Source organism: Rhodococcus sp. 114MFTsu3.1, from assembly GCF_000383555.1.
GTDB lineage: Bacteria > Actinomycetota > Actinomycetes > Mycobacteriales > Mycobacteriaceae > Rhodococcoides > Rhodococcoides fascians_E.
Window position 1 is genome coordinate 356124 of record NZ_KB911545.1, and the last position, 21152, is coordinate 377275.

Sequence of the window (21152 nt, forward strand, 5' to 3'; positions counted from 1 at the left end):
TCATGAATTACGCACGCCGTGACCCCGCGCTCCACGCCGTTGTCCGTCGCTGGACCGAAGGTGACGATCGAGTGAAGCTCGACGCCCTGCTCGACACCTTGGGAGAGGATGCGGCGGGGAGACTCGATGCTCTCGCCGCCGTCGCGGACAAGAACCCGCCGGTGCTCCGCCAGTTCGACCGCGACGGCATCCGTGTCGACGACATCGACTATCACCCTGCGTATCTCGAACTGTGCGACGCTGCCTACAGTCGATACGGCCTCTCGGCTCTCTCGCACCGAGGATTGCACGGCTGGGATGCGGCCCCTCCGCACTTGGTTAAGTATTTGGCGTCCTACGTGTTCGTTCAAGCAGAGTTCGGCCTTGCCTGCCCCGTGTCGATGACCGACGCAGCAGCGCGTGTTCTGAAGTTGTTCGGAGATCCTGATGTCTTCGATCGGTGGATCGACGGTCTCACTTCCACCGATCCGGCCACCTCGATGACCGGCGCGATGTTCATGACCGAACCGCAAGCGGGGACCGACATTGCGATGACCGAGACCGTGGCCGAGTCGCGCAACGGTGAATGGCGCCTCACGGGCAAGAAGTGGTTCGCGTCCAACCCCGACGCCGACGTGATCGTGACGCTCGCCAGGTTCCCCGGCGGCGAGGACGGTTCCACCCGGGGGGTGGGCATGTTCATGGTGCCGAAGACACTCGCCGACGGCACACGCAACAGCTATACGATCGACCGCCTCAAGGACAAGATGGGCACCAGGTCGATGCCGAGTGGCGAGGTCACTCTTGCCGGAGCGTTCGCGCTCCAGGTGGGGCAGCTGGACCGAGGGTTTCTGCAGATGGCAGAGATGGTCAACACGTCGAGACTGTCGAATGCGATGCGCGCCAGTGCTCTGATGCGCAGGTCGGTTCGTGACGCCGTCGACCACACACGTCAACGAATCGTGTTCGGTAAACCCCTGTTCGAGCATTCGCTGATGCGTGCCACCCTGCTCGAGCTCTGCCTGGAATCGGAGGCATCCCTGGCGATGGTCGCCTACAGCGCGCAGTGCTTGCAGTCAGCTGACGCCGGCGATCCCGCTGCGAAGCAGCTGATTCGCGTACTGACGCCGCTGGCAAAGCATTTCATCTGCAAGAAGGCGCGCGTGGTCACCGGGGAGGCGATGGAGGTGCGGGGCGGAAACGGATACATCGAGGAGTGGGCGCATGCGCGTTTGGTGCGCGATTCGCACCTCGGTTCCATCTGGGAGGGTTCGAGCAACGTCATCGCATTGGATGTGTTGCGGTGTTTGCGGAAGTTCGACGCGCACCGGCACATTGCCGCCGACATGACGTCGATGCTGACCGACCTCGGATCCGACTGCGCAGACGGCCGGGCGGTTCTGGTCGACGCGTGGGACCAACTTGTCGAGAGAGGCGACCGTCTGTTGGCTGGTTCGAACGACGCAGCGGAGGCCGGGTGTGCGCGGTACGCGAACGCGCTCGCGCAGACGATCATGCAGACCTTGTTGTTCGACCTGGCAGACCATTCCATCACCACCACGGGTGACTACCGCGGACTGTTGGTGGCCAACGCATACCTCGACCGTTCGGACGACGTCTCGGCCGAGGCGCTGCGCCATCTCGAGGCTGTCGTGGACGGAACTTCCGTCGATCGTGAATCCGCGCTTCACGTCAGCTCTTTGGCGGCTTCGACGGTGGGTGCGCTGCGATGAACAACGCCACCCGTCAGGGGCCGGCACCGCTGGCCGGTATCAAGGTGCTCGATCTGTCGAAGATCCTCGCCGGACCGTACGCCACCATGTCCCTGGGTGATCTGGGTGCAGAAGTGACCAAGATCGAGCATCCCGACGGCGGCGACCCGACTCGCGCGTGGGGACCACCGTTCGTCGGCGACGACGCCGCCTATTACCTCGCGATCAACCGTGGAAAGAAGTCGGTGACGGTCGACCTGAAGTCGGACGAGGGGCAGGCGGTGATACACCGCATGCTTGCTGAATCCGACATCGTGGTCGAGAACTTCAAGCCCGGCAGTGGTTTACAGAAGATCTTCGATTACCGAGCACTGTCCGAGCAGCACCCCCACCTCATCGTGTTGCACATCTCGGCCTTCGGCGACGAAGGACCGCTGCGTGACGAACCGGGCTACGACATTCTCGCCCAGGCAGCGGGCGGGCTGATGTCTCTCACCGGCGAGCCGGGTGGCGCGCCGGTCAAAGCCGGCTTTGCGATGGGTGATCTGGGCGCCGGCCTGTTCGGCACGATCGGTATTCTCGCTGCTCTGCACGAACGTTCGCGGACGGGTAGAGGCCAGTACGTCACGACGTCGCTCTACGAGTGCCAATTGGCGCTGCACGTGAACTGGGCGACAAGCTACTTCGCCACCCGGGAGCGGCCGGTCGCCATGGGGTCGGCACATCTCAACCTTGTTCCCTATCAGGCATTTCCTGCGTCGGACGGGCATTTCGTCGTCGCAGTCGGCAACGACACTCAATGGGGACAGCTGTGCCGTGCCATCGGACGCGACGATCTGGGGGAGGATCCGCGGTTTCTGCGCAACCGCGACCGTGTCGACAATCGCGACGCTCTCGAGAAGGAGTTGTCGTCGGTGTTCGTCACGGCGTCGGTCGAGTACTGGTGTTCGCAGCTCAACGCCCATGCGGTTCCCGTGTCGCCGATCCTGCATCTCGACGAGATCTACGAACACCCGCATACCGCAGCGTTGGGGATGGTGTCGACTGTGCAGCACCCGTCGATCGGCCCGCTCGAGCAGGTAGCGTCGCCGATCAGTTTCGGGGGAGTTCGGCCCACGATGGCAAGCGCCCCTCCCGAACTCGGCGCCGACACCGACGAGGTCATGGCCCGATTCTCGGAGGACCGTCACCTCTGACGACCGTTACCTCTGACGACAGTCACCTATTACGGACTACGCCGACGCGAAGACTCGCGAACTCTCTTGCCGAACGAACGCACAACATACGGAGGAATCTTGTCCGCTCTTGTCTCGATGGAAAAATTGTTCGGTCTCGATTCGCTTCTCGAACCCGAAGAGATCGAAATTCGTTCTACGGTGCGGAAGTTCGCGTCGGATCGAATCCGGCCACACGTCGCCCAGTGGTTCGAGGAGGGCACCCTGCCTGCGCGGGACCTTGCCAAGGAGCTGGGGTCCCTGGGCGTCCTGGGAATGCACCTCGAGGGATACGACTGTGCCGGGATGAGTGCTACGGCTTACGGTCTGGCATGCCTGGAGCTGGAAGCCGTCGACTCCGGTATTCGTAGCCTGGTGTCGGTGCAGGGTTCGCTGGCGATGTTCGCACTTCACCGGTGGGGCAGCGAGGAGCAGAAGCAGACGTGGCTGCCGCCCATGGCGCGCGGGGAGGCCATCGGTTGTTTCGGGCTCACCGAGCCGGACTTCGGATCCAACCCCGCCGGTATGAGAACCAATGCGAAGAGAGACGGCGACGACTGGATTCTCAACGGTACGAAGATGTGGATCACCAACGGCTCGATCGCTGACGTCGCGGTGGTCTGGGCCCAAACAGACGAGGGTATTCGGGGGTTCGTCGTGCCGACCGACACCCTGGGCTTCTCCGCGCCGGAGATCAAGAAGAAGGTCTCGCTCCGTGCGTCGGTTACCTCCGAACTCGTTCTGGACGGTGTGCGGTTGCCGGCGTCGGCGATGCTCCCGACCGCTCAGGGCTTGCGCGGCCCGCTGAGTTGTCTCAACGAAGCCCGCTTCGGGATCGTGTTCGGCTCGATCGGCGCAGCGCGTGACTGCCTGGAAACGGCCGTCGAGTACTCGATGTCCCGTGAAGTGTTCGACAAGCCCCTCGCCGGTTATCAGCTGACGCAGGCCAAGATCGCAGATATGATGCTTGAGGTCGGCAAAGGTCATCTCTTGGCGTACCAGTTGGGTCGGCTCAAGGACAGTGGCGGTCTCACTCCGGAGCAGGTCAGTACGGGCAAGCTCAACAACGTCCGCGAAGCGATCGACGTGGCACGGACGTGTCGGACCATCCTCGGAGCGAACGGCATAACACTGGAATATCCAGTGATGAGGCACGCCAACAACCTCGAATCCGTGCTGACCTATGAGGGCACTACGGAGATGCACCAACTCACCATCGGCAGGGCAATGACGGGAGAAGCGGCGTTCCGGTAACCGCGACGGCGCACGAGGGCGCGACGACGATCAGAGCCTGTACACCGATTCGTACTCGTACCACGGGCCGTCGAGGTGAGTGAAGGAGCTGTCCTCGCTGGCGGATCCGGTCGGTAAATGGTCCGGTGAGTACACCCAGCCGCTCGTGAAGCTGAAGAAGATGGTCGAGTTGTCGACGAAGTAGACCTCGCCCGGCGTGTAGCTGTTCGCGCGATCGATGTCGAAGGGCCCGATCTCGAACTCGTCGCGGTACGTGCCGGGGTTCTCCCGAAGGTCGACGGCGATGGCTTCGAACTCGGCGCGCTTGTCGAGGAATGTGGTGGAAGGTCCCCACACCACGAACGCGAAAGCGCTGAGGACGACGATAGGCGCGGGCACTACCCACCAGGACCACCGGCGGTCGCGGCCCAGCACATAGAGGGTTCGGATGGCCCAGATCAGCCCGGTGACGGCCAGGACTGCGAGGACGACCAGGTGGGCGAGTAGCGGGTCGAGCCAGGTGTGCGCGCCGAACGGCGACGGCCAGAAGTTTCGTTTGACACAGACCCACACCGCGGCGGCAACCGTGACGAAGGTCAGCAGTATCGGACCAGGCGGCTTGGCCAGGGTCGGCTCGTCCGTCAGCCGCCGATAGACCCAACTGTCGAGCGATGTCCTTCGCGCCATCGAGTCAGCGTATCGGCTCTAGTGTTCGGAGCCGATCTCCTGCATACCGATTGCCCCGAGCAGTTCGAGCTTTTCGTGAGTATCGGTGCCGGGCGCTCCGCGGAAGAGGACGAGACGTTGCCCGGAGGGCGGGCTGATGACGACGTCGCATTCGCAGTCGAGCAGCCCGACGCGCGGGTGCTGCAACCGCTTTCGGGTTTTCGCCACTGTGTCGACGTCGCCGAGTTCCCAGATCCGTGTGAATTCGTCGCTCTCGCGGTGTAACTCGTCGATCAGGCTGGTTGCGCGGACGTCGTCGGGCCGCCGTGTCACTGCGACGCGGAGGTCGGCGACGTAGTTGCGGCTCAGGTGGTCTCGGTCGTTGGGCGCGTACAGCGCGCGGTAGTCCGGGTCCAGAAACCAATGCCAGATGAAGTTGGCGTGAAAACCGCTTTCGCCGACGAGTTTGCCGAGCAGTGCGATGTTGAGTGGGTTCTGTCCGACGATGTTGTGCATGTCGTCGGTGATCAATGCCGGCACGCGGGGAGCGAGGGCGTCGAGGACGGTCATCAGCCCCGGGTCGGCGAACCCCAGGGCGACGGCAGGTTCGGGTGCGTGGTGTCCGGCGAGGACGTAGAGGTGGTCACGTTCGGCGAGGGTCAGGCGCAGTGCACGTGCGATGGCGCCGAGCATGGCCGGGGATGGTTGCGGTCCGCGGCCTTGCTCGATGCGTTCGTAGTAGTCGGTGGACATGGTCGCCAGCATCGCCACCTCGTCGCGGCGCAATCCCGGTGTTCGACGACGCGGACCGGCGGTCAGTCCCACTTCGGCGGGCCGCAGGCGGTCACGCCGGTTGCGGAGGAACTCTCCGAGTTGCTGCTGCTGAAATTGGGGCATGGCCTGGCAATCTGTGTCAGTGGCTGCGGCCGCTAAGGGCGTGGAGTACCTCGTCGTATCGGCCTTCGGCGGTGGCGTTGCGTAGCCACTTTACGCGCTCGACCAGTATCTCCTTGGCGTCGGGCTGCGCGGCGAGCAGGGACATGACCTCGTCGAGATACTCGTCGAACGGCATGGCCGACGGGCTGTCTTCCTGGCCCATGAGCGTTGTCTGGACGGCCGGAGGTGCCAACTCGACCACACGGACAGCGGTGTCGGTCAGCTGCACGCGCAGCGACTCGGTGAACGAGTGAACGGCTGCTTTGGTCGCGCTGTAGGTGGGCGTCACGGGGAGAGGAACGAACGCGAGCCCGGAACTGACCGTCATGATCGTGGCACTCGGCTGGGCCTGCAGGTGCGGCAGGAACGCGTGGACGAGACGGATGGTGCCGAGGAGGTTGACGGTGACAGTACGTTCGGCGACGTCGATCGATGCAGGGTCGAGGAGGTTCTCGGGCTCCATGATTCCTGCCATCGTGACCAGGGTGTTCAATGCCGGGTGCCGCTCGGTGAGGGTGGCTGCAGCGGCGGAGATGGACTCCGTGCTCGACGTGTCGATTTCGACGGTGTCGATTCCCGGATGGGCGGCTGCGATCTCGCGCAACAGCGCTGTTCGACGTCCACCGACGATGACGGTGTTGCCCGCGGCCTGGAGTCGAAGGGCAAGACCCAGGCCGATGCCCGAGGTAGCGCCGGGGATGAAGATCGTGTTGTTTCCGTCTGAGTTCATGCTTCGACTGTGCGCCCGTTCGGGCTAACGAACCACACCCTGCTTATCCCCGGACCGGCGATCCGGGTCTCGAGGCGTTCGGTGGCTCGGGAGAAACGAGAACACCGGCGGTCACCGTTGCCGATGACCGCCGGTGCCAGGTGTTCGGTCGCTCAGATTTCGCCAGTAGGCGCGGTGTCGGAGCTTCCCGAGAACAGCTGAGCGAGCAGAAGCAGAAGGGAAGGGGTGATTTCACTGGACGAAAACACTGTTGAGCTCCTCGAGAGTTGGGGTCGGTGTAGGTAGCGAGATCGGTGATCTGCCGGTACCGGCTCCATTGGTATCAGAGCCAGCACGCACCCGCGACCGGTGCGAGCATAAAAGTCTGAAAGCTTTTGTTTCGCACATGAACCGGCGGATTGTTACCGGCTGCGTATCGGGCTCCAGCGCGGTCTCCGAGCGAGCAAACATGCGCCAGTCTGCTCATAGCCGAAGGGTGCAGTCACCTGACGTCTTTCGGCCGAGGAACGGTGTACAACCAGGTGTGCGTCACTTCGACGGGCGGCGGGTCATCGCCGACGAGCCGGGGATCATGTCGTCGGTGACGCGGGCTTCGAACCCGAAGCGTTCGTACAGCCTTCGGCTCGCGGGAGTCGTGGATTCGAGGAAGGCCCCCGCGGAGCCGATGTGGTCCAATCGGTGCTGAATCAATTTGGTGCCGACTCCGGTGCCTCGGGCTCGTGCTGAGGTAGCGATGTCGTGGATGTACCAGTGCGGTTCGTCAGGCCGCTGATCGTCGATCGCTCGATCATGTGCCTGTCCGGCTTCGGTGGGACTGAAGCTGCCGGATCCTTCGCGGGAGCCGGGAGGTTCCCAGATCAGTGCGCCGAGCAGCTGTCCATCCTCGTCGACTGCGACATCGACGTGCTCGGGTTCGCTCTCGACTTCGCTTGCGTAGAACTCGGCGAGTGCGCGGCGGCGGGACGATGAATCGGGAAGATGCGTCGCCCACACCGGATCGTCCTCGAATGCTTCGCTGAAGATCTCCCCTATTTCGCCTGCGTCGGCTGCGGTTCCGGGCCTGATCGTCGCCACGGGTGGATCCTCTCGTCTTGTGTGTGAGTCGGTGCTAGTGGTCCTTCTTCAACTCGTCGGCGAGCGCGAACAGCCGACCGAAGTACTCGTCGTTCAGCACCGAGGTTGCGGCGATCTTCGCTTCGGCGTCGAGCCCGAACTGCAGGTCCACCAACTCGGCACCGATCGTGATACGCCGCTCGTCCAACTGCCGTAGCTCAGCGGACAGGGCCTCGACTTTGGTGGCGGCGTCACTGTGATCGGACATGTCTCGCATCGTAGTGGACTCGTAGCCGGCAGAAGCCGAGCGCAAGTTCCGTGAGGCGGCCGCGCGCATTCACCAGGTGGTAGAGCGAATCAATGCCAGGCCCGGTCAGCGTGAGGCGACGCAACTGCACGTCGAGCCCGGTCGGGTTATTACATGCAAAGATTTGGCCGAAATTTTTACATGTACCCGAGATGTGGCAAGTTTCTTGCTACGTCGTCTTGACCTGAACAACCGCTTCCTCCCGATCTTCTGGTCCTGGTGCAGTCCTGCTTCGACGAGTGCAGCCAGCTTGCTGCGCGTCCCAGCTCGCCAGGATCTCCTGTGAGTTCATCCGGCCAACCCGAACCGGCGGAGCCCGTCCGCAAGTTGCTCGGTGCCACCGACGTTGCGGATGGACGGATCCATGGTGGTGCCGTCGAGAATGATGTAGCGCTTGTTCTTCACGGCGGTGAGCTGGCTTGCCACGGGGTCGGATTCGAGGAACGCGATCTTGGCGGCCGCGCTGTCTCCGTCGCCACCGCGGTCGAGGTCGGCAAGGACGAGGGCGTCGGGATCGCGGTCGTAGACGGCCTCCCAGTTGATCTCGGGCCAGTACTGGTTGCTGTCGGCGAAGGCGTTGGTGGCGCCCACCGCCGATGTCATGAGTCCGGGCGCACCGCAGCAGCCCGCGAGGTATGGAGTGCGGGTGGCGGCGTACCACCAGGCGAGGCTGACGTCCTCGGCACCGAGATCCGTGGTCGCCTCGGCAGCCCGATCACGCAAGCTCGTGACCAGTTCTTCGCCGCGTTCCTCGACCCCGAACAGAGCCGAGACCTCACGGATCTCCGCGTAGAGGTCGTCGAGCGTCAGCGGTCGTGTCTGTTCTGCTTCCTGCCCGCTGCACTCGCTGGGAGATTGGTAGGTTGCAACACCCATCTCGTCGAACCGGTCGCGGCTCGCGATGCCCTCGGAGGTGAAGGTGTAGTCGAAGGTGGCGTAGACGAAGTCCGGGTCTCGATCGAGGACGGTTTCGAACGACGGGAACTCGGCATCGAGGGGTTCGACTTGCGAAAGCGCGTCTTGGAGCTCGGGAAGCACACCGTCGTCGCTGATTGCGTACCCGACCATCCGGTCCTGGAGGCCGAGCGCGAGCAGTAGCTCGGCGGCGGGCTGATTGACGGCAACCGCTCGCTCGATGGGTTCGTCGATGGTGACCGTTCGATCGCAGTTGGTCACAGGCGCGGCGGCGCTGTTCTCCGCGGGTTCGTCGCCGCTGTCCGGGGAACAGGCAACTGCCGATCCGGCGATCAGGACGGCGAGAACGGTGGTGGTGAATCTGGGTGTGGCCATGCGCATGCAGGAACGCTCGCTTCGTCGGGGACTCGGGTCGCGGAGTCCGTCTCGGTGTGAACACTCCGCCTTCGACGAAGCGTTGCCGGCCGGTCTTCGGACTCGAATTCATCCCAACGAGGCGCCTTCCCGAGCGTTCGTGCTCAGTGGCGTGTTGCCCGCCGGTCCTTCTCACCGCTGCGCGTCAGTTCCGGATTCCCACCGGATTCCCTGACCACCTGTCCCCAGGCAGTCTGCTGGCGGAGGAAATCTACCACTACCCCCGAGAAAGCATTCTGGCACGGTGGATTCGAAACCACTCCGTCGAATGTTGTGAATCTTTCGATCGGAGACAGCCGTGACTCTGTATAGGAGTCCGATCGTTCCTGGTCCTCGCAGAGAGCACCTTAGTGGCTCGTCCGTCTTCGTCGAGCCCGATACATGACGGCTGCAACAGCTCCCGAACTCGCTTGGATACGACACCCATGAAGATCCTGGTCTTGATACCTACGCAACCGTCACCCCAGCAACGATATTCGTAGGTTGCAGGCCGTGTCATTCGATCGCTGTAATTGCCCGGCCGACCGGGTAAATCGTACCGATGCAGTGTTAGCTTCTCCGAAACCGGACACGAAGGAATGGCTGATGCGAAGCAATGGGTTCATACGCAAATTCGGAGCAGTGGTGGTTGGAGCAGGAGTTATTGTCGGAGGCGGAGCATTATCCGCACCGAGTGCATCTGCTGACACGGTTGCCCCAGCCTTCGGGGTGCCGCAGGGCGTCGACATGGGGCAAGTAACTATTTCGACTGCGCCGGGCGGTTTCATCGACGTGCGCGTTTCCGGCAGGGGGGATGCCGTTAACACCTATGGACCGGCGGGCAACGGATGTTTCGTGTCGATGGGAAGCAATGTCTACACAACGTTCATTGAGCTCGACCCGTTCGGCAATGGTGTGGCCAGGTTCGGTCCGTACGTCAACGGCGATTACGCAATATCCGGAATCTGCGGGAGCCGTGACATTTCAGCGCGTAAGCCGTTGATTTCTACCGACGACCGCAAGAACGCTGTAGGGGTGACGATCGACGGCAACCCAACTAGTGTGACGGGCGGCGCACCCTCGGTAATCGGGGCGATCCCCGCGTGGTGGGAGGGAAACATCTTCACGGACTACCGAGAATGTGGTGCCCTTGCACAGGGCCTGGTGGATTCGTCGAAGACTGTGCCGGACCTCCCCGGGGTGCGGCAGGTGTCTGACCTGATTATCGGCGGGCTCAGTGCCGCGGTGTCGACGTCATGCGCAGGGCTTGCCGGACTCACCGAAGACGCACAAGCAGCGGCCCAAAACTACTGCAATGCATTTTCGACGGCGTGGGGGCAAACGGCGGGGCTCTCGCAATTCCCCGCACCTAAACTTTTTGCGCAGTGCAGCTGACGGGTTCACCCCCCCAGATTTCCTGTCAGTCGAAAACAGGACTGTGCGTTCGTGTTCGGCCATGCAAAACTGCGATGTCGGCGATTTACAGAGGAGTTCCAAATGCGACATTCCGGCTGGGCCGCTTTCATTGCCTGTTGTGTTCTTTCCGCTGCACTGATCACGCCGATCCATGCCTCGGCAAGTCCCGACGAGACAGGTACGGTCGAGCCGACTTCCGCTGCTGAGCCCAGCGGCCTAGCGAATGGCGAGGGTTCCGAGGTCGCGGAGGCGGAGCCGACGGTGACGGAAACGCCCTCGACTTCGTCGGTGCCCACGGTGGTACCTCCCGCACCATCCTCGGAGGCAGGAACCGATGTGCCTTCGACGACTGTGGCAGAACCGGCCGTCGAGGAAACAGTGCCTGGGCCGGCGTCGCCTGCGAGCTCCAAGGAACACGACGAGGTGTCGTCGGAACCGCCGGGCCTGCCAGCACGACCGGACGGCATCGACGTGCGCACCGCAGAAGAAGTCGCGGTGCGGCCTGCCGAACGGGCGGTGGCTCGGGTCGTGCCCACTGCTGCAGATGCCGGGTTCGTCCCTACATCCGGAGGCTATTCGTACACCAACAACACGTCGGGCGACATGATGGTGACGTACATCCAGAATGGTCAGGAAGTGGTCACGCATATCCTGAAGCCCGGTGAGCGTGCGGTCCTTCCTGTATGTAACCGGGTGGTGGACAGATGTGAGTATTCCTCTGTGCGAATGGATGGCTCGGGCCTCGAGACGGGTGTAACTCTCGGGAACTACGGAGAATACGGCGCAGGTATTCCTGATGCTGTCGAGTCCTATTCGTGGAGCAGCGGCTTTGGCGGCGGATTCACCGAGGCAAGCGATGGCGTCCTTTATGTCAACACCGGAACCCGCCCGGCGTACGTAGTTCACCAGCAGGAAAGCCGATTTACGCCGCACACCGTCGCGCCGGGGCAGACGTTGTTGTTGCCCCCTTGTCCGGACGGTCTCGTGGTGTGCAGCTACACCACCGGAACGGGCACTGTCGGCCAACAGATGTTGGACTGGGGGGATTACGTGCCCACGGCAGGCACTTTCGTGAACCGTGGTGCGGAATCGCTGTGGCATTTGAACACTGGTTATGGAGAACACTTTCATCCCACGCCGAATGGGGTGCTTTATACCAATACAAGCAACATTCCGGTCTCAGTGATGTTCCAAGACAATTTCGGCAGCCAAATCGTCACTCCTGCTGCACCCGGGCAGACCGTGGCGCTGCCCTCGTGCGTCGGTCTCGGTAACAAGTGCTCGTACGCCGCAGCCATCCCGGGATCCGATCTCGGATTGCTGTCGTCGGCGGAGGTCAACAATTCGGAGAACGCCGCGGGTGGTGTTGTGGGACCGGAAACGCCCCCGGTTCCCTCGATTCCGTCCATTCCACCACGCCCCAGGCCAGTTTCGTCTGGCAAGCCCAAGAGCGAGAACTTCCTGGAGGACGTAATCAGCAGGTTGGGAACAGGAATCGGACTCGGCGGAGTCGCACACGACTTCCTCGCTTACCTAACCAAAACCCCAAGCTCCGGGGTAGGGAAAGCCGCCGGTGTCGCCGGTACGGGCCTGGGCTTGTACGAGGTGGTTCGCGGGGTGCAGGAGAACGACGACGGCCGGTCGATGGGCGGAGCGATAGACGTTTGGGCCGGTGTAGTCGGAGTCACTGTCAGCGCTCCTCTCGGCATAGCTGCGAGTATTGCGAACATGTACGGCCAGTGGTGGGCGCCGCTCGGTGCTAAACAGCAGACCGAATTCTTGAACAAAATGGCGCAGTGCAAGTTCAAGAAGAACACGAAGGATTTGACGCCATCGCAAGCTCAATACTTCGTCAAGCGGTACAGCGGACCTCTCGGTTTCGGAGCGATGCTCAGCGACTACTCCAGTTCGCATTGGCCGAAGCGGTTCTGGTCATGCTGAGGCTCAGAGGAACTTGGATTGTGGTGTCGGCTGCGACTCTCGGTGCGATGGCGTTGGTCGGCTGTGCTGGCTCCGAGGAATCGGTGGCCTCTGGTCCGCCCTCAGCCGCTCGGACCACTATAGTTGGACCCGAGGCCGATGCGGGTGGATGCGTGTCCTATACCGGCGCGGAACCCACGGTAGGGGAGTTCCGAGATGCGTACCTGTCATTCATGGACGAGGTTCACATCGCTGATGCAGCGGAGGGCACCTTCGACAGTTCTGACGACAGGAGCGCCCAGGCGCTGCAGATGTTCGCGGATAGCCCCGACGGTGTACGACCAAGCGTCCAAGAGGTATTCGAACGCGTACCGAAAGGCGGGGCAGCCCGTTACACACAATGGACGTGCGCACAGCTGGATAGCCAAACTGATCGGGCCCCTACTGAACCGCCGGGGAACGAAATGACCAACCCTGCAATGCGATTGTTCGGTGGGCTCCTGACCTGCGTTGACGCCCATGCGTCCGAGGACATGGCGGAGCTTCCGCCCGTGAATGTGAACACTCTTAAAATGCTTTGCCCTGACGCGCAGGGTTGAGACCGCGCGAGCGCAGCGGTTGAACGTCAACTGATCTCGACACGATCGCGACCCTTACGTTCCTTCAGCGCCGCCATTTTCCGGTCGCGAAGATGTCGCTGCGCGGTGCCGCGGGTCTGACATTCCGGATGCGGCCAAGATAGGGCGCCTCGTCGGTTCTACACCAGAACTGCGAGCCAACGACCGATGACCCCTTCTTGTAGTAGCTCGTGGAAATGCCCGGGCGCCAATTGCTCGATCTGCCGGACCAAGCTCAGTGCGCCCAAAATATCGTCCGGACCCGCGGCATCGATGAATGCGCTGGTTCTCACATCGGGCAAGCCTTTCCCTGGAAGAACGGCATTGTGGTCGACAGCGAAGTCTGCGAGCGCCGCGCGGAATTCCTCGTACAAGGGGGCCGTGTCCTCGGGAGTGGCCGATGTCGTGGAGAGCTCGGCAGCCGCAGGAATGAACTTGGTGAGTTCGGCGTAGGGCTTGGTCGCAGCGTCATCGTCCTCGATTGTGGGGCCAGCTTCACTGTTACGCAGCACAATGACGAGTTCGTCGGTGTCGATGTCCAGATGCTTGAACAGTTTTCGGAGGAACAACAACTTCTGGTAGGTCGACGTGCTAAGGAACACTTTCAGGCCCGGCACCACCTGCACCTCGCCTTTACCGAGATCGTGCGAGGAGCCATTGGTGGTCTCGATTCCGTAGGCGTCCGTGGCGGCGTAGGCGAAGACTTCGTCGCGGTGACTATTTACCAAACGGCGAACCACTTCGACCACCGTGTCTTTCCAGCTTGCAACAGTCTTTCGCTCGCCCTGAAACTCGAAGGCGGAAATGACACGGTTGGTGAAGGATTCGTCGTCACCCATCGGGAGGGCCGGTAGAGGCGCCACTACAGGCGCGAACGTCGATGTCGGGTACGGCCAGTATTTCAGCGCAATCTCTTGTAATTCTACTGTGCGCGAGTGCATTTCGTCTTCGGTCCACTTCTCCGATGACTTGACGAGTTTGTTGAGCCGGTACGGTGAATCCGCGAAACCGTTTTCTCGGACCTTCTTGCTCTCGAACGGATCGTTGGAGTAGGTGGAGTTGTATCCAGTGACTGTCAGATTGCCTATCCGGTTTACCCACGTCGCGTGAATGTTCTCGTACTCCGACCCTAGGTGCTGCTTCCATGCTGCGGTAAGAGTCCGGGGCATGATGTGTTCGATGCTGATGTCGAGATCGTCGAGCGCTTTGGCAATGTCGCGCGAGTCGTTCGAGGTGTTGTTCTCCAGGCATTCGAACGTGTAAGTCCGGTTCTCGGCCTGAGTCTTGTAGAAGTCCCGCGTGGCGAACGCTTCGGCGAACTCATCGTCTTCGGGGAAGCGCCCTGAGCCGCCGCGACGGGTCAAAAGATAGGCAAGAACTTCGGCGAATGTCGCAGTTGTACCTGTGCGGAGTCGACGGGTCTCGGTGTAGCTGGAGGCAAATACCTTGTTCAACCCGTTGGTCGGAACACTACTCACGAACCGGCGGAAGATGTAGGTGTCGATGACACCGATTGTTTCGGTGAAGTCATCGTCGCTGACAGTTCCTGCTTCGAGTTCTCCGACGAGCGGCATCAGAAGCGGCAGAGCCACGTCGTGCTTCACCAAGTTGAACCGACGCAAGCGTTTGTCTGCCCGTGTGATTCCGGTGCTGGCGGTGTTGAGCTTGTGACAGTGGTCGGCGTAAGCACGCATCTCGGTCAGCATCGCACGAATGTTTGACGGTGAGGACGCTTGGAATGCCCGGAACGCTTCGTATACGCCGTCGACACGAGGGGTCCTGCCGGTCTTGGACACCAGATACAACCGGATGAACCAGTCGGTGCGGTACTCCACCGACTTTTCGATTCGGTTCCAGTAGTTTTCGTACAGATCTGTCTGCTCGTGGGTCTTGAGGCCCATCAACACGATGTTGCGGATCTTGTCTGCTTCACTGAGTTCGAGCCCCGTGGAGTTGATGCTCTCGAAAATTCGCTGCGGGTCATCCTGCGGCAGCTTGACCTCGAGAAGCATGACTTCCAGACGCTCGATCGCTCCCCAGACCTGCTCTGCAGTGAGATGCGTTCGTGCGAGCCGTTCCAGAAAATAGTTGTAGTTGGCCGTCACGGCGGAGGATTCGATGGGATCGTCGCCGTTCAACAACCGGATGTATGCCGCGTTGTCGTTCTTGACGGGTTTGAGCTTGAACTTGATCTCGTCGTTCTCGTCGCGCATCAGCAGGTATTCTGACTGAATGCGGTCTGCCAACTTGGGCTTCTCGGTTGCGATCGCGCCGGACTTCATGGATCGGACCAGGGCAAGTATCAACAAACTGGTTGTCGTCAGCCGCTGCTGGCCATCGATCACTACGTAAGTAAAGGAATCCTCGTTGTGGCCGACCACGGCTCCGAAGAAGTGGCCTTCTCGGCTCGTGCGAACGATGTCCTCGATGTCGTCGAACAACTTGGCGCAATGCTTGATTCGCCAGTCGTAGTTTCGCTGGTAAACAGGGATGACGAGACTCCGGGTTCCACCCGCGAGCACTCTGGGGACACTGGTAACCCTGCCATCCACGTGTATCGACCCCTTCGTTCGGCAAAGATTTGAGTACTTGCACGCTATCCCAAGTTCATGTGGCGCTAGTTCCTCGAGGTGCGCGGGTGGTCGACACACATAGGTCAGTCCGAGGATGGGTTACGGTTCCTTCACTCGGAGGCGACGGTATGGACGGCTGGTCGTCGAAGTCTCTGCGTTACTTCCGAGAGCGAGCGAAAGTTGTCGATTACTTGAATTTCGCGACAACCGATGCGATGTAGAGTATCGAGGCGAAATACAACACGTCTGTGGTTCTGTTAGTGCGCTGGGTCGTCGCCGGATGTGCGACTGATTCGACGTTATGGTCGGGTGCCCCTCCTTGGCTCACTCGACGTTTCCGGAGCGACGTCCACCCGGGTGCCGTCTCCCCGACACTGCTATGACTGTGGGGTCTCGCTGTCGAGATCGATGGTTGCCTGCGGGTGGTCGTGCGCTCGCAGTTCCTGGTAGCTGGTTCCGGTCCACTTGATCTTTTGATTGCGCACCGCGTCGTATTTCGACAATTGCTCGGGGCTGGTGGGACGTGCAACTTCGCCCCTTACGAATGAAACGGCAACCCACGAGTCCGACGCTTCGTCGTGACGCGCCATGAAGTGCTGAGCGTTTCGGTGTCTTGGTAACGAGGACGAGGCCGTGATCAGCCCTTGTTGGGATACCGACGTCGCGTCTGGAATGGAGCCGGGCTCCGAGTAATGCTGGCACGATCGCCATAGGCCGTAGAGAATGCTGTCCTCCGAAGGTTCGAGTGCAACGCCGACAGGGCGTCGGTCTACGGGAGTGTTGCAGACGGCACCGACAAGGACTTGTAAACTTTCGCACTGCAGGAGAGTGAAGGCGTCATCTGGTAGTTGACCTCGCGCACGAGCGGTCGTCGACGAAACAACCGATCGGAACGCCGTCCTTCGACTTGAACACCTGCGAACTGATCAGAAACGACTGATGCCGTGCTTGCCTGCGGCCGCTGGAACTATCGAGGCTGGGCGAGGTCGGCACTATGCCTCATCACGCTGCCAGTTCGCTGGCGGCGGCAGAGCCCCGGAGGGCATCCCGCCAACGCCGACGATTACCGACGGCGTTGCCTTCGTCCGGTGTACGGGCGAGGGTCGCGAGCGCATCGCCGACAGGGATCAACCCGGCTCGCTCGCGGTAGGAGAAGGCAGTCAGTTCCGCGCGGGCATGTTCGGGGGAGTAGCCACACAGCCGAACGAGGATTGGACGTCGTTCTCGATGTGCGTGTGCGTGTGCGGGGCATCGGACATGGTGTCACCTCTTTCGGCTGGGGAGTGTTTATCGTCTGTGACGGAGGGGCGGAAGTACACAGTTGTGATCGTGATGATTCATATCGGTCCAACGTGTCATTCGCATGAATGAGTGCTGAAAAAGTGGCCAATGCTTGGTTCACTCGATGTTTGTGTCTCGTTGGCCTGCGGGCGATCTCGAACCCCGACCGTTGCGCTGCGACGTTGGATGGCGGATGCACACGCCGCGCATTCTGTCGGGCTGTCCGACTACTATGTGCCAGGCAAGGTCAAGCCGTCGACGTCGACGAGCCTTCATATATTTCTGGCCTATTCATCCGGCTCTCGGGTTCGGCACTCTTACGGGGGAAGACAGAACGATGCGTATCACCGTTTTCGGCACGGGTTATCTCGGTGCCACGCATGCTGCGTGCATGGCCGAATTGGGGCACGAGGTGCTGGGTGTCGATGTCGACCCCGCGAAGTTGGCCAAGCTCGAGGCTGGCGAGGTTCCCTTCTACGAGCCCGGGTTGGAAGAGGTCCTTCAGCGCAACATCGCAGCTGGCCGTCTCCGCTTCACGTCTTCCTACGAGGAGGCTGCCGAGTTCGCCGAGGTGCATTTCCTCGGGGTGGGCACTCCCCAGAAGAAGGGTGAGTTCGCTGCGGACATGATCTACGTCGACGCCGTCGTGACGACGCTTGCGCCGCTGTTGACCAAGCCTGCCGTCATCTTCGGCAAGTCCACCGTCCCGGTGGGCACTGCATCTCGCCTGGGCGCGCTTGCACGTGAGCTGTCGCCGGCGGGCGATGACGTCGAGGTCGCCTGGAACCCGGAGTTCCTTCGCGAGGGCTATGCAGTGAAAGACACGCTGCATCCCGATCGCTTGGTCCTCGGTGTGGACCGAGACCGGTCAGGTCGTGCAGAAGGTCTGGCACGTGAGGTCTACGCACAACTGCTCGAAGAGAAGATTCCGTTCCTGGTCACCGACTTGGCGACGGCCGAGCTTGTCAAAGCCTCGGCCAACGCCTTCCTGGCCACCAAGATCTCGTTCATCAACGCCATCGCGGAGGTGTGCGAGGCCTCCGGCGCCGACGTGAAGGTTCTCGCCGACGCGATCGGCCATGACGACCGGATCGGTCGCAAGTTTCTGAATGCGGGCATCGGTTTCGGTGGTGGCTGCCTTCCCAAGGACATCAGAGCTTTCATGGCTCGCGCCGGCGAGCTCGGTGCCGACCAGGCACTGACTTTCCTGCGCGAGGTGGACAACATCAACATGCGCCGACGCACCCGCATGGTGGAACTGGCCAGGGAAGCGTGCGGTTCTCTCCTCGGGGCTCGCGTCGGCGTCCTCGGTGCTGCGTTCAAGCCCGACTCCGACGACGTGCGCGACTCTCCTGCGCTGAACGTCGCCGGCCAGATTCAGCTTCAGGGTGCGGCTGTCAACGTGTTCGATCCCAAGGCCATGGACAACTCGCGTGCGTTGTTCCCGACGCTGGGGTACAGCTCGTCTGCCCTCGAGGCGTGCGAGGGTGCTGACGTAGTGCTTGTTCTGACCGAGTGGAAAGAGTTCAAGGCACTGAAGCCGGCTGACCTCGACGGAGTTGTTCGGTCGAAAACCTTGATCGACGGACGGAACTGCCTCGACCCGGACGAGTGGCGAGCCGCGGGATGGACTTACCGCGGGCTAGGGCGTCCGTAACCGTTCTTCGTGCTTGTTTCAGCCCGTTCGAGACGCTGAACTCGGGTTTTGAAGATTGCCTGAAACCAGCGTCATTCATGTGAATTAAGAATTTCTATTCGGCGTTTGTGCGGGACATGCAAAACCGGCACAATGGCCGCTTGCGCTTAACGGCGCGCCGCATGGAAGGTTTTGTCGAAGCAATTGGACGTCTTGTGTAAAAATCAGGCGCACTTGCATGTTTCGACGATGTAAATCAAGCTGGCTCAACGAGGCAAAGCTATGAAACTTACGCAGACTTCCGTTGTGCCGCAATGATATTCGCCAAACTTGGCTCACGACCGAGTTTGACTGTAACGCGGGTTGAATTTTTATCGATGCACCTCGCGTCGGGAAATCTCACAAACTTGCCCACGGGCAAGATTGCGGGTGTGGTAAACCAGTTGGGTCGACGTAATCATTCTGTGATGTGAGCCACTTGGAGAGTCGCGTTTCCGATTGCGTGCGAAAATTTGAATGCTCGAGCAGCGGGCAGATAGCGATCGGTTTCCTCACGTCAGTGCAGATGTGTCGAGCCACGGTTCATTGACGACAGTCCGCCGGCCTTCGAGCTGCGGGAGCAGAGTGAGGAGGGGAGTCGGTGGCAACTATCGGATCAGTGCAGCGGACTCCGGGCGGGGGCACACTACACAAGGCACCGAAGCGCGAGAGACGACTTACCTCACGCCGTGTCTGGGAGCATCAGTACGTCGACAGGCTTCGTGTCACGGACGTCGTCGTTGTCGTCGCTGCGGTCGCAGCAGCTCAGTTGATCAGGTTCGGCGAGCTGCAGTCCGAGGGAGCACGCGCCTTCGCGAGCTACACGGGAGTGTCGGTTCTGCTGGCAGCTATCTGGATCTCGTTTCTCGCGATCTTCCGTACCCGTTCACCCAGGGTAATTGGCAACGGAGCGGAAGAATACCGCCGCATCGTGTCCGCGACGTTCCGACTGTTCGGCGTCATTGCGATTCTGTCGCTTCTCTTCAAGATTGACATCGCGCGGCTGTATCTGGCGATCGCGCTGCCGGTTGGACTTCTCGGTCTCCTGCTCAGCAGATGGGCGTGGCGGAAGACTGTCGCCGCGAAGCGAAGTAAAGGTCAATACCAGACGGCCGTGCTGATTGTCGGAAGCCGCAAGGCGGCAGTGTCGATGGCAAAACAATTCGAGCGGAATCCCGCCGCCGGCTACAGCGTCGTGGGTATGTGCCTCCCCGGGTACGAGCCCGAGCGCGATGCCATCACGGTCGACGGATTCGAGATTCCGATCTTGGGCGACGAGTACAGCGTGGTCGACGCAATCGAAAAGTCCGGCGCCGACACCGTGGCCGTGACCGCTACTGAGCACCTTGGCACCAAGGGTATCCGCAAGATGGTCTGGGACCTCGAGAAGAAGAACGTGGACCTGGTGGTCGCCCCCGGCGTCGTCGACGTCGCAGGCCCACGATTGGTGATGCGCCCCGTTGCGGGCTTCCCGCTCATCCACGTGGAAAAGCCCCAGTACAACGGTGCGACGCGCTTCAGCAAGACAGCGTTCGACTTTGCATTCGCCAGTGCGGTTCTCCTCATGATCACCCCCGTTCTCCTTGTCGCAGCGTTGGCCGTGAAGCTCACAAGCCGCGGTCCGGTCTTCTACAAGTCGGAGCGCATGGGCATCGACGGCAAGCCGTTCGACATGATCAAGTTCCGCAGCATGGTCCAGAACGCAGACAAGCAGGTCGACGCTCTACTCGCGCAGAACGAGAGCGAGGGCGGCGTGCTGTTCAAGATGCGCGACGACCCAAGAGTCACCAAGGTCGGGAAGTTCATGCGGCGATTCAGCATCGACGAGTTGCCTCAGTTTCTGAACGTACTCAGGCGTGAGATGAGTGTTGTCGGTCCCCGCCCGCCCCTGCGCCGTGAGGTCGAGACATACGACGGTGAGGTGAAGCGTCGCCTACTCGTTAAGCCAGGCATCACAGGTCTTTGGCAGGTCAGCGGTCGGTCAGATCTGTCATGGGAAGAGACCGTGCGACTTGATCTCTCCTACGTCGAGAACTGGTCGATGGTTGGCGATCTGCTGATTATTGCCAAAACAGTAAAGGCTGTCGCGGGGAGCGACGGCGCGTACTGACGGGACTCGCTCTTGTGTCGATTAGTACGGTTCCCGCAACTGCTTGCCTGACGGGTTAGACAGGGTGTGGTTGGGAGGAAAGTGCTCCAACGGTTCGTTCGACACTCGCTTCTAGGTGCTTACCCATATATGAAAGGCTCTATTTGCTGGGGAGTCTGGTCCGAGACCGGGAAAGGTGCGTTGCTTACCTTCTTGTGGACAAGACTCAGCATCCGTTCGCGCGTCGGCCATCAATTGTCGAAACCAAGTTGTTGGTATGCATGGAGGCTAGTTTCCATGCTTCAGGAGTTTTTCCTGCCTCGATTTGAGATGATGAGAATTTGAGTGTGTAGGTCAGCGACCTAATGCGATGGATGGCGATCGGCAAGTCGGCCATCTTTTAATTCGTCCAGTAGAGTCTGTGAGAACGTGCTTGTTGAGAC

14 protein-coding genes and 1 riboswitch are annotated in these 21152 nt (G+C 61.1%); of the genes, 7 read left to right on the forward strand and 7 right to left on the reverse strand.

The window, feature by feature from the left end:
• Window positions 1-2 precede the first annotated feature (2 nt).
• The 3 genes from H292_RS0104715 (at window position 3) to H292_RS0104725 (ending at window position 4159) form a co-directional block, all read left to right on the forward strand.
• Window positions 3-1712, forward strand: a complete 1710-nt coding sequence (locus H292_RS0104715; protein ID WP_020110615.1) for an acyl-CoA dehydrogenase family protein — start codon at window positions 3-5, stop codon at window positions 1710-1712.
• The gene (locus H292_RS0104720) at window positions 1709-2887 is read left to right on the forward strand and encodes a CaiB/BaiF CoA transferase family protein (protein WP_020110616.1); all 1179 of its coding nucleotides are present in this window, start codon (window positions 1709-1711) and stop codon (window positions 2885-2887) included. Before H292_RS0104715 ends, H292_RS0104720 begins: the two co-directional genes overlap by 4 nt.
• A gap of 117 nt (window positions 2888-3004) precedes the next feature.
• On the forward strand, window positions 3005-4159 hold the full coding sequence (locus H292_RS0104725; RefSeq protein ID WP_442978514.1) for an acyl-CoA dehydrogenase family protein: 1155 nt from the start codon (window positions 3005-3007) through the stop codon (window positions 4157-4159).
• 30 nt (window positions 4160-4189) lie between these two features.
• Here the strand turns inward: H292_RS0104725 and H292_RS0104730 are convergent, their stop codons facing one another.
• From H292_RS0104730 to H292_RS0104755, 6 genes are all read right to left on the reverse strand, one after another.
• Window positions 4190-4825 carry a hypothetical protein gene (locus tag H292_RS0104730; RefSeq protein ID WP_020110618.1) on the reverse strand — a complete coding sequence of 212 codons (636 nt, stop codon included), beginning with the start codon at window positions 4823-4825 and terminating at the stop codon, window positions 4190-4192.
• An 18-nt stretch (window positions 4826-4843) separates the two neighbouring features.
• Window positions 4844-5701, reverse strand: a complete 858-nt coding sequence (locus tag H292_RS0104735; protein WP_020110619.1) for a helix-turn-helix transcriptional regulator — start codon at window positions 5699-5701, stop codon at window positions 4844-4846.
• Window positions 5702-5717: 16 nt separating this feature from the next.
• Window positions 5718-6470 (reverse strand): SDR family oxidoreductase, encoded by a 753-nt coding sequence (locus tag H292_RS0104740; RefSeq protein ID WP_020110620.1) that lies wholly within the window; start codon window positions 6468-6470, stop codon window positions 5718-5720.
• A gap of 528 nt (window positions 6471-6998) precedes the next feature.
• On the reverse strand, window positions 6999-7544 hold the full coding sequence (locus tag H292_RS0104745) for a GNAT family N-acetyltransferase (RefSeq protein WP_020110621.1): 546 nt from the start codon (window positions 7542-7544) through the stop codon (window positions 6999-7001).
• 34 nt (window positions 7545-7578) lie between these two features.
• Entirely contained in the window at window positions 7579-7791 is a 213-nt protein-coding gene (locus H292_RS0104750) for a hypothetical protein (RefSeq protein WP_020110622.1), read from the reverse strand.
• Window positions 7792-8118: 327 nt separating this feature from the next.
• Window positions 8119-9120, reverse strand: a complete 1002-nt coding sequence (locus tag H292_RS0104755; RefSeq protein ID WP_231383757.1) for an ABC transporter substrate-binding protein — start codon at window positions 9118-9120, stop codon at window positions 8119-8121.
• A gap of 70 nt (window positions 9121-9190) precedes the next feature.
• A riboswitch (cobalamin riboswitch) is annotated at window positions 9191-9376 on the reverse strand.
• A gap of 275 nt (window positions 9377-9651) precedes the next feature.
• Between H292_RS0104755 and H292_RS0104760 the strand changes: the two genes are divergently transcribed.
• Together H292_RS0104760 and H292_RS0104765 are read left to right on the forward strand one after the other, a co-directional pair.
• A complete protein-coding gene (locus H292_RS0104760; protein ID WP_196806153.1) occupies window positions 9652-10533 on the forward strand; it encodes a hypothetical protein in 882 nt (293 codons plus the stop codon).
• Window positions 10534-10635: 102 nt separating this feature from the next.
• Window positions 10636-12495: a hypothetical protein gene (locus H292_RS0104765; RefSeq protein WP_155949759.1), complete on the forward strand. Its 1860-nt coding sequence runs from the start codon at window positions 10636-10638 to the stop codon at window positions 12493-12495.
• A 736-nt stretch (window positions 12496-13231) separates the two neighbouring features.
• Here the strand turns inward: H292_RS0104765 and H292_RS0104775 are convergent.
• A complete protein-coding gene (locus H292_RS0104775; RefSeq protein WP_020110627.1) occupies window positions 13232-15613 on the reverse strand; it encodes a DUF262 domain-containing protein in 2382 nt (793 codons plus the stop codon).
• A gap of 1669 nt (window positions 15614-17282) precedes the next feature.
• On the opposite strand from H292_RS0104775, the gene H292_RS0104790 reads away from it, so the two are divergent.
• On the forward strand, window positions 17283-18602 hold the full coding sequence (locus H292_RS0104790) for a UDP-glucose dehydrogenase family protein (RefSeq protein ID WP_020110630.1): 1320 nt from the start codon (window positions 17283-17285) through the stop codon (window positions 18600-18602).
• A 637-nt stretch (window positions 18603-19239) separates the two neighbouring features.
• On the forward strand, window positions 19240-20730 hold the full coding sequence (locus H292_RS0104795; RefSeq protein WP_020110631.1) for a sugar transferase: 1491 nt from the start codon (window positions 19240-19242) through the stop codon (window positions 20728-20730).
• Window positions 20731-21152: the final 422 nt, after the last annotated feature.

What these genes read in the sequence shown, in the direction of transcription:
- H292_RS0104715 (WP_020110615.1), top strand. Translation starts at nt 3, where the DNA reads ATGAATTACGCACGCCGTGACCCCGCGCTCCACGCCGTTGTCCGTCGC.
- H292_RS0104720 (WP_020110616.1), top strand. Translation starts at nt 1,709, where the DNA reads ATGAACAACGCCACCCGTCAGGGGCCGGCACCGCTGGCCGGTATCAAG.
- H292_RS0104725 (WP_442978514.1), top strand. Translation starts at nt 3,005, where the DNA reads ATGGAAAAATTGTTCGGTCTCGATTCGCTTCTCGAACCCGAAGAGATC.
- H292_RS0104730 (WP_020110618.1), bottom strand. Translation starts at nt 4,825, where the DNA reads ATGGCGCGAAGGACATCGCTCGACAGTTGGGTCTATCGGCGGCTGACG.
- H292_RS0104735 (WP_020110619.1), bottom strand. Translation starts at nt 5,701, where the DNA reads ATGCCCCAATTTCAGCAGCAGCAACTCGGAGAGTTCCTCCGCAACCGG.
- H292_RS0104740 (WP_020110620.1), bottom strand. Translation starts at nt 6,470, where the DNA reads ATGAACTCAGACGGAAACAACACGATCTTCATCCCCGGCGCTACCTCG.
- H292_RS0104750 (WP_020110622.1), bottom strand. Translation starts at nt 7,791, where the DNA reads ATGTCCGATCACAGTGACGCCGCCACCAAAGTCGAGGCCCTGTCCGCT.
- H292_RS0104755 (WP_231383757.1), bottom strand. Translation starts at nt 9,120, where the DNA reads ATGGCCACACCCAGATTCACCACCACCGTTCTCGCCGTCCTGATCGCC.
- H292_RS0104765 (WP_155949759.1), top strand. Translation starts at nt 10,636, where the DNA reads ATGCGACATTCCGGCTGGGCCGCTTTCATTGCCTGTTGTGTTCTTTCC.
- H292_RS0104790 (WP_020110630.1), top strand. Translation starts at nt 17,283, where the DNA reads ATGCGTATCACCGTTTTCGGCACGGGTTATCTCGGTGCCACGCATGCT.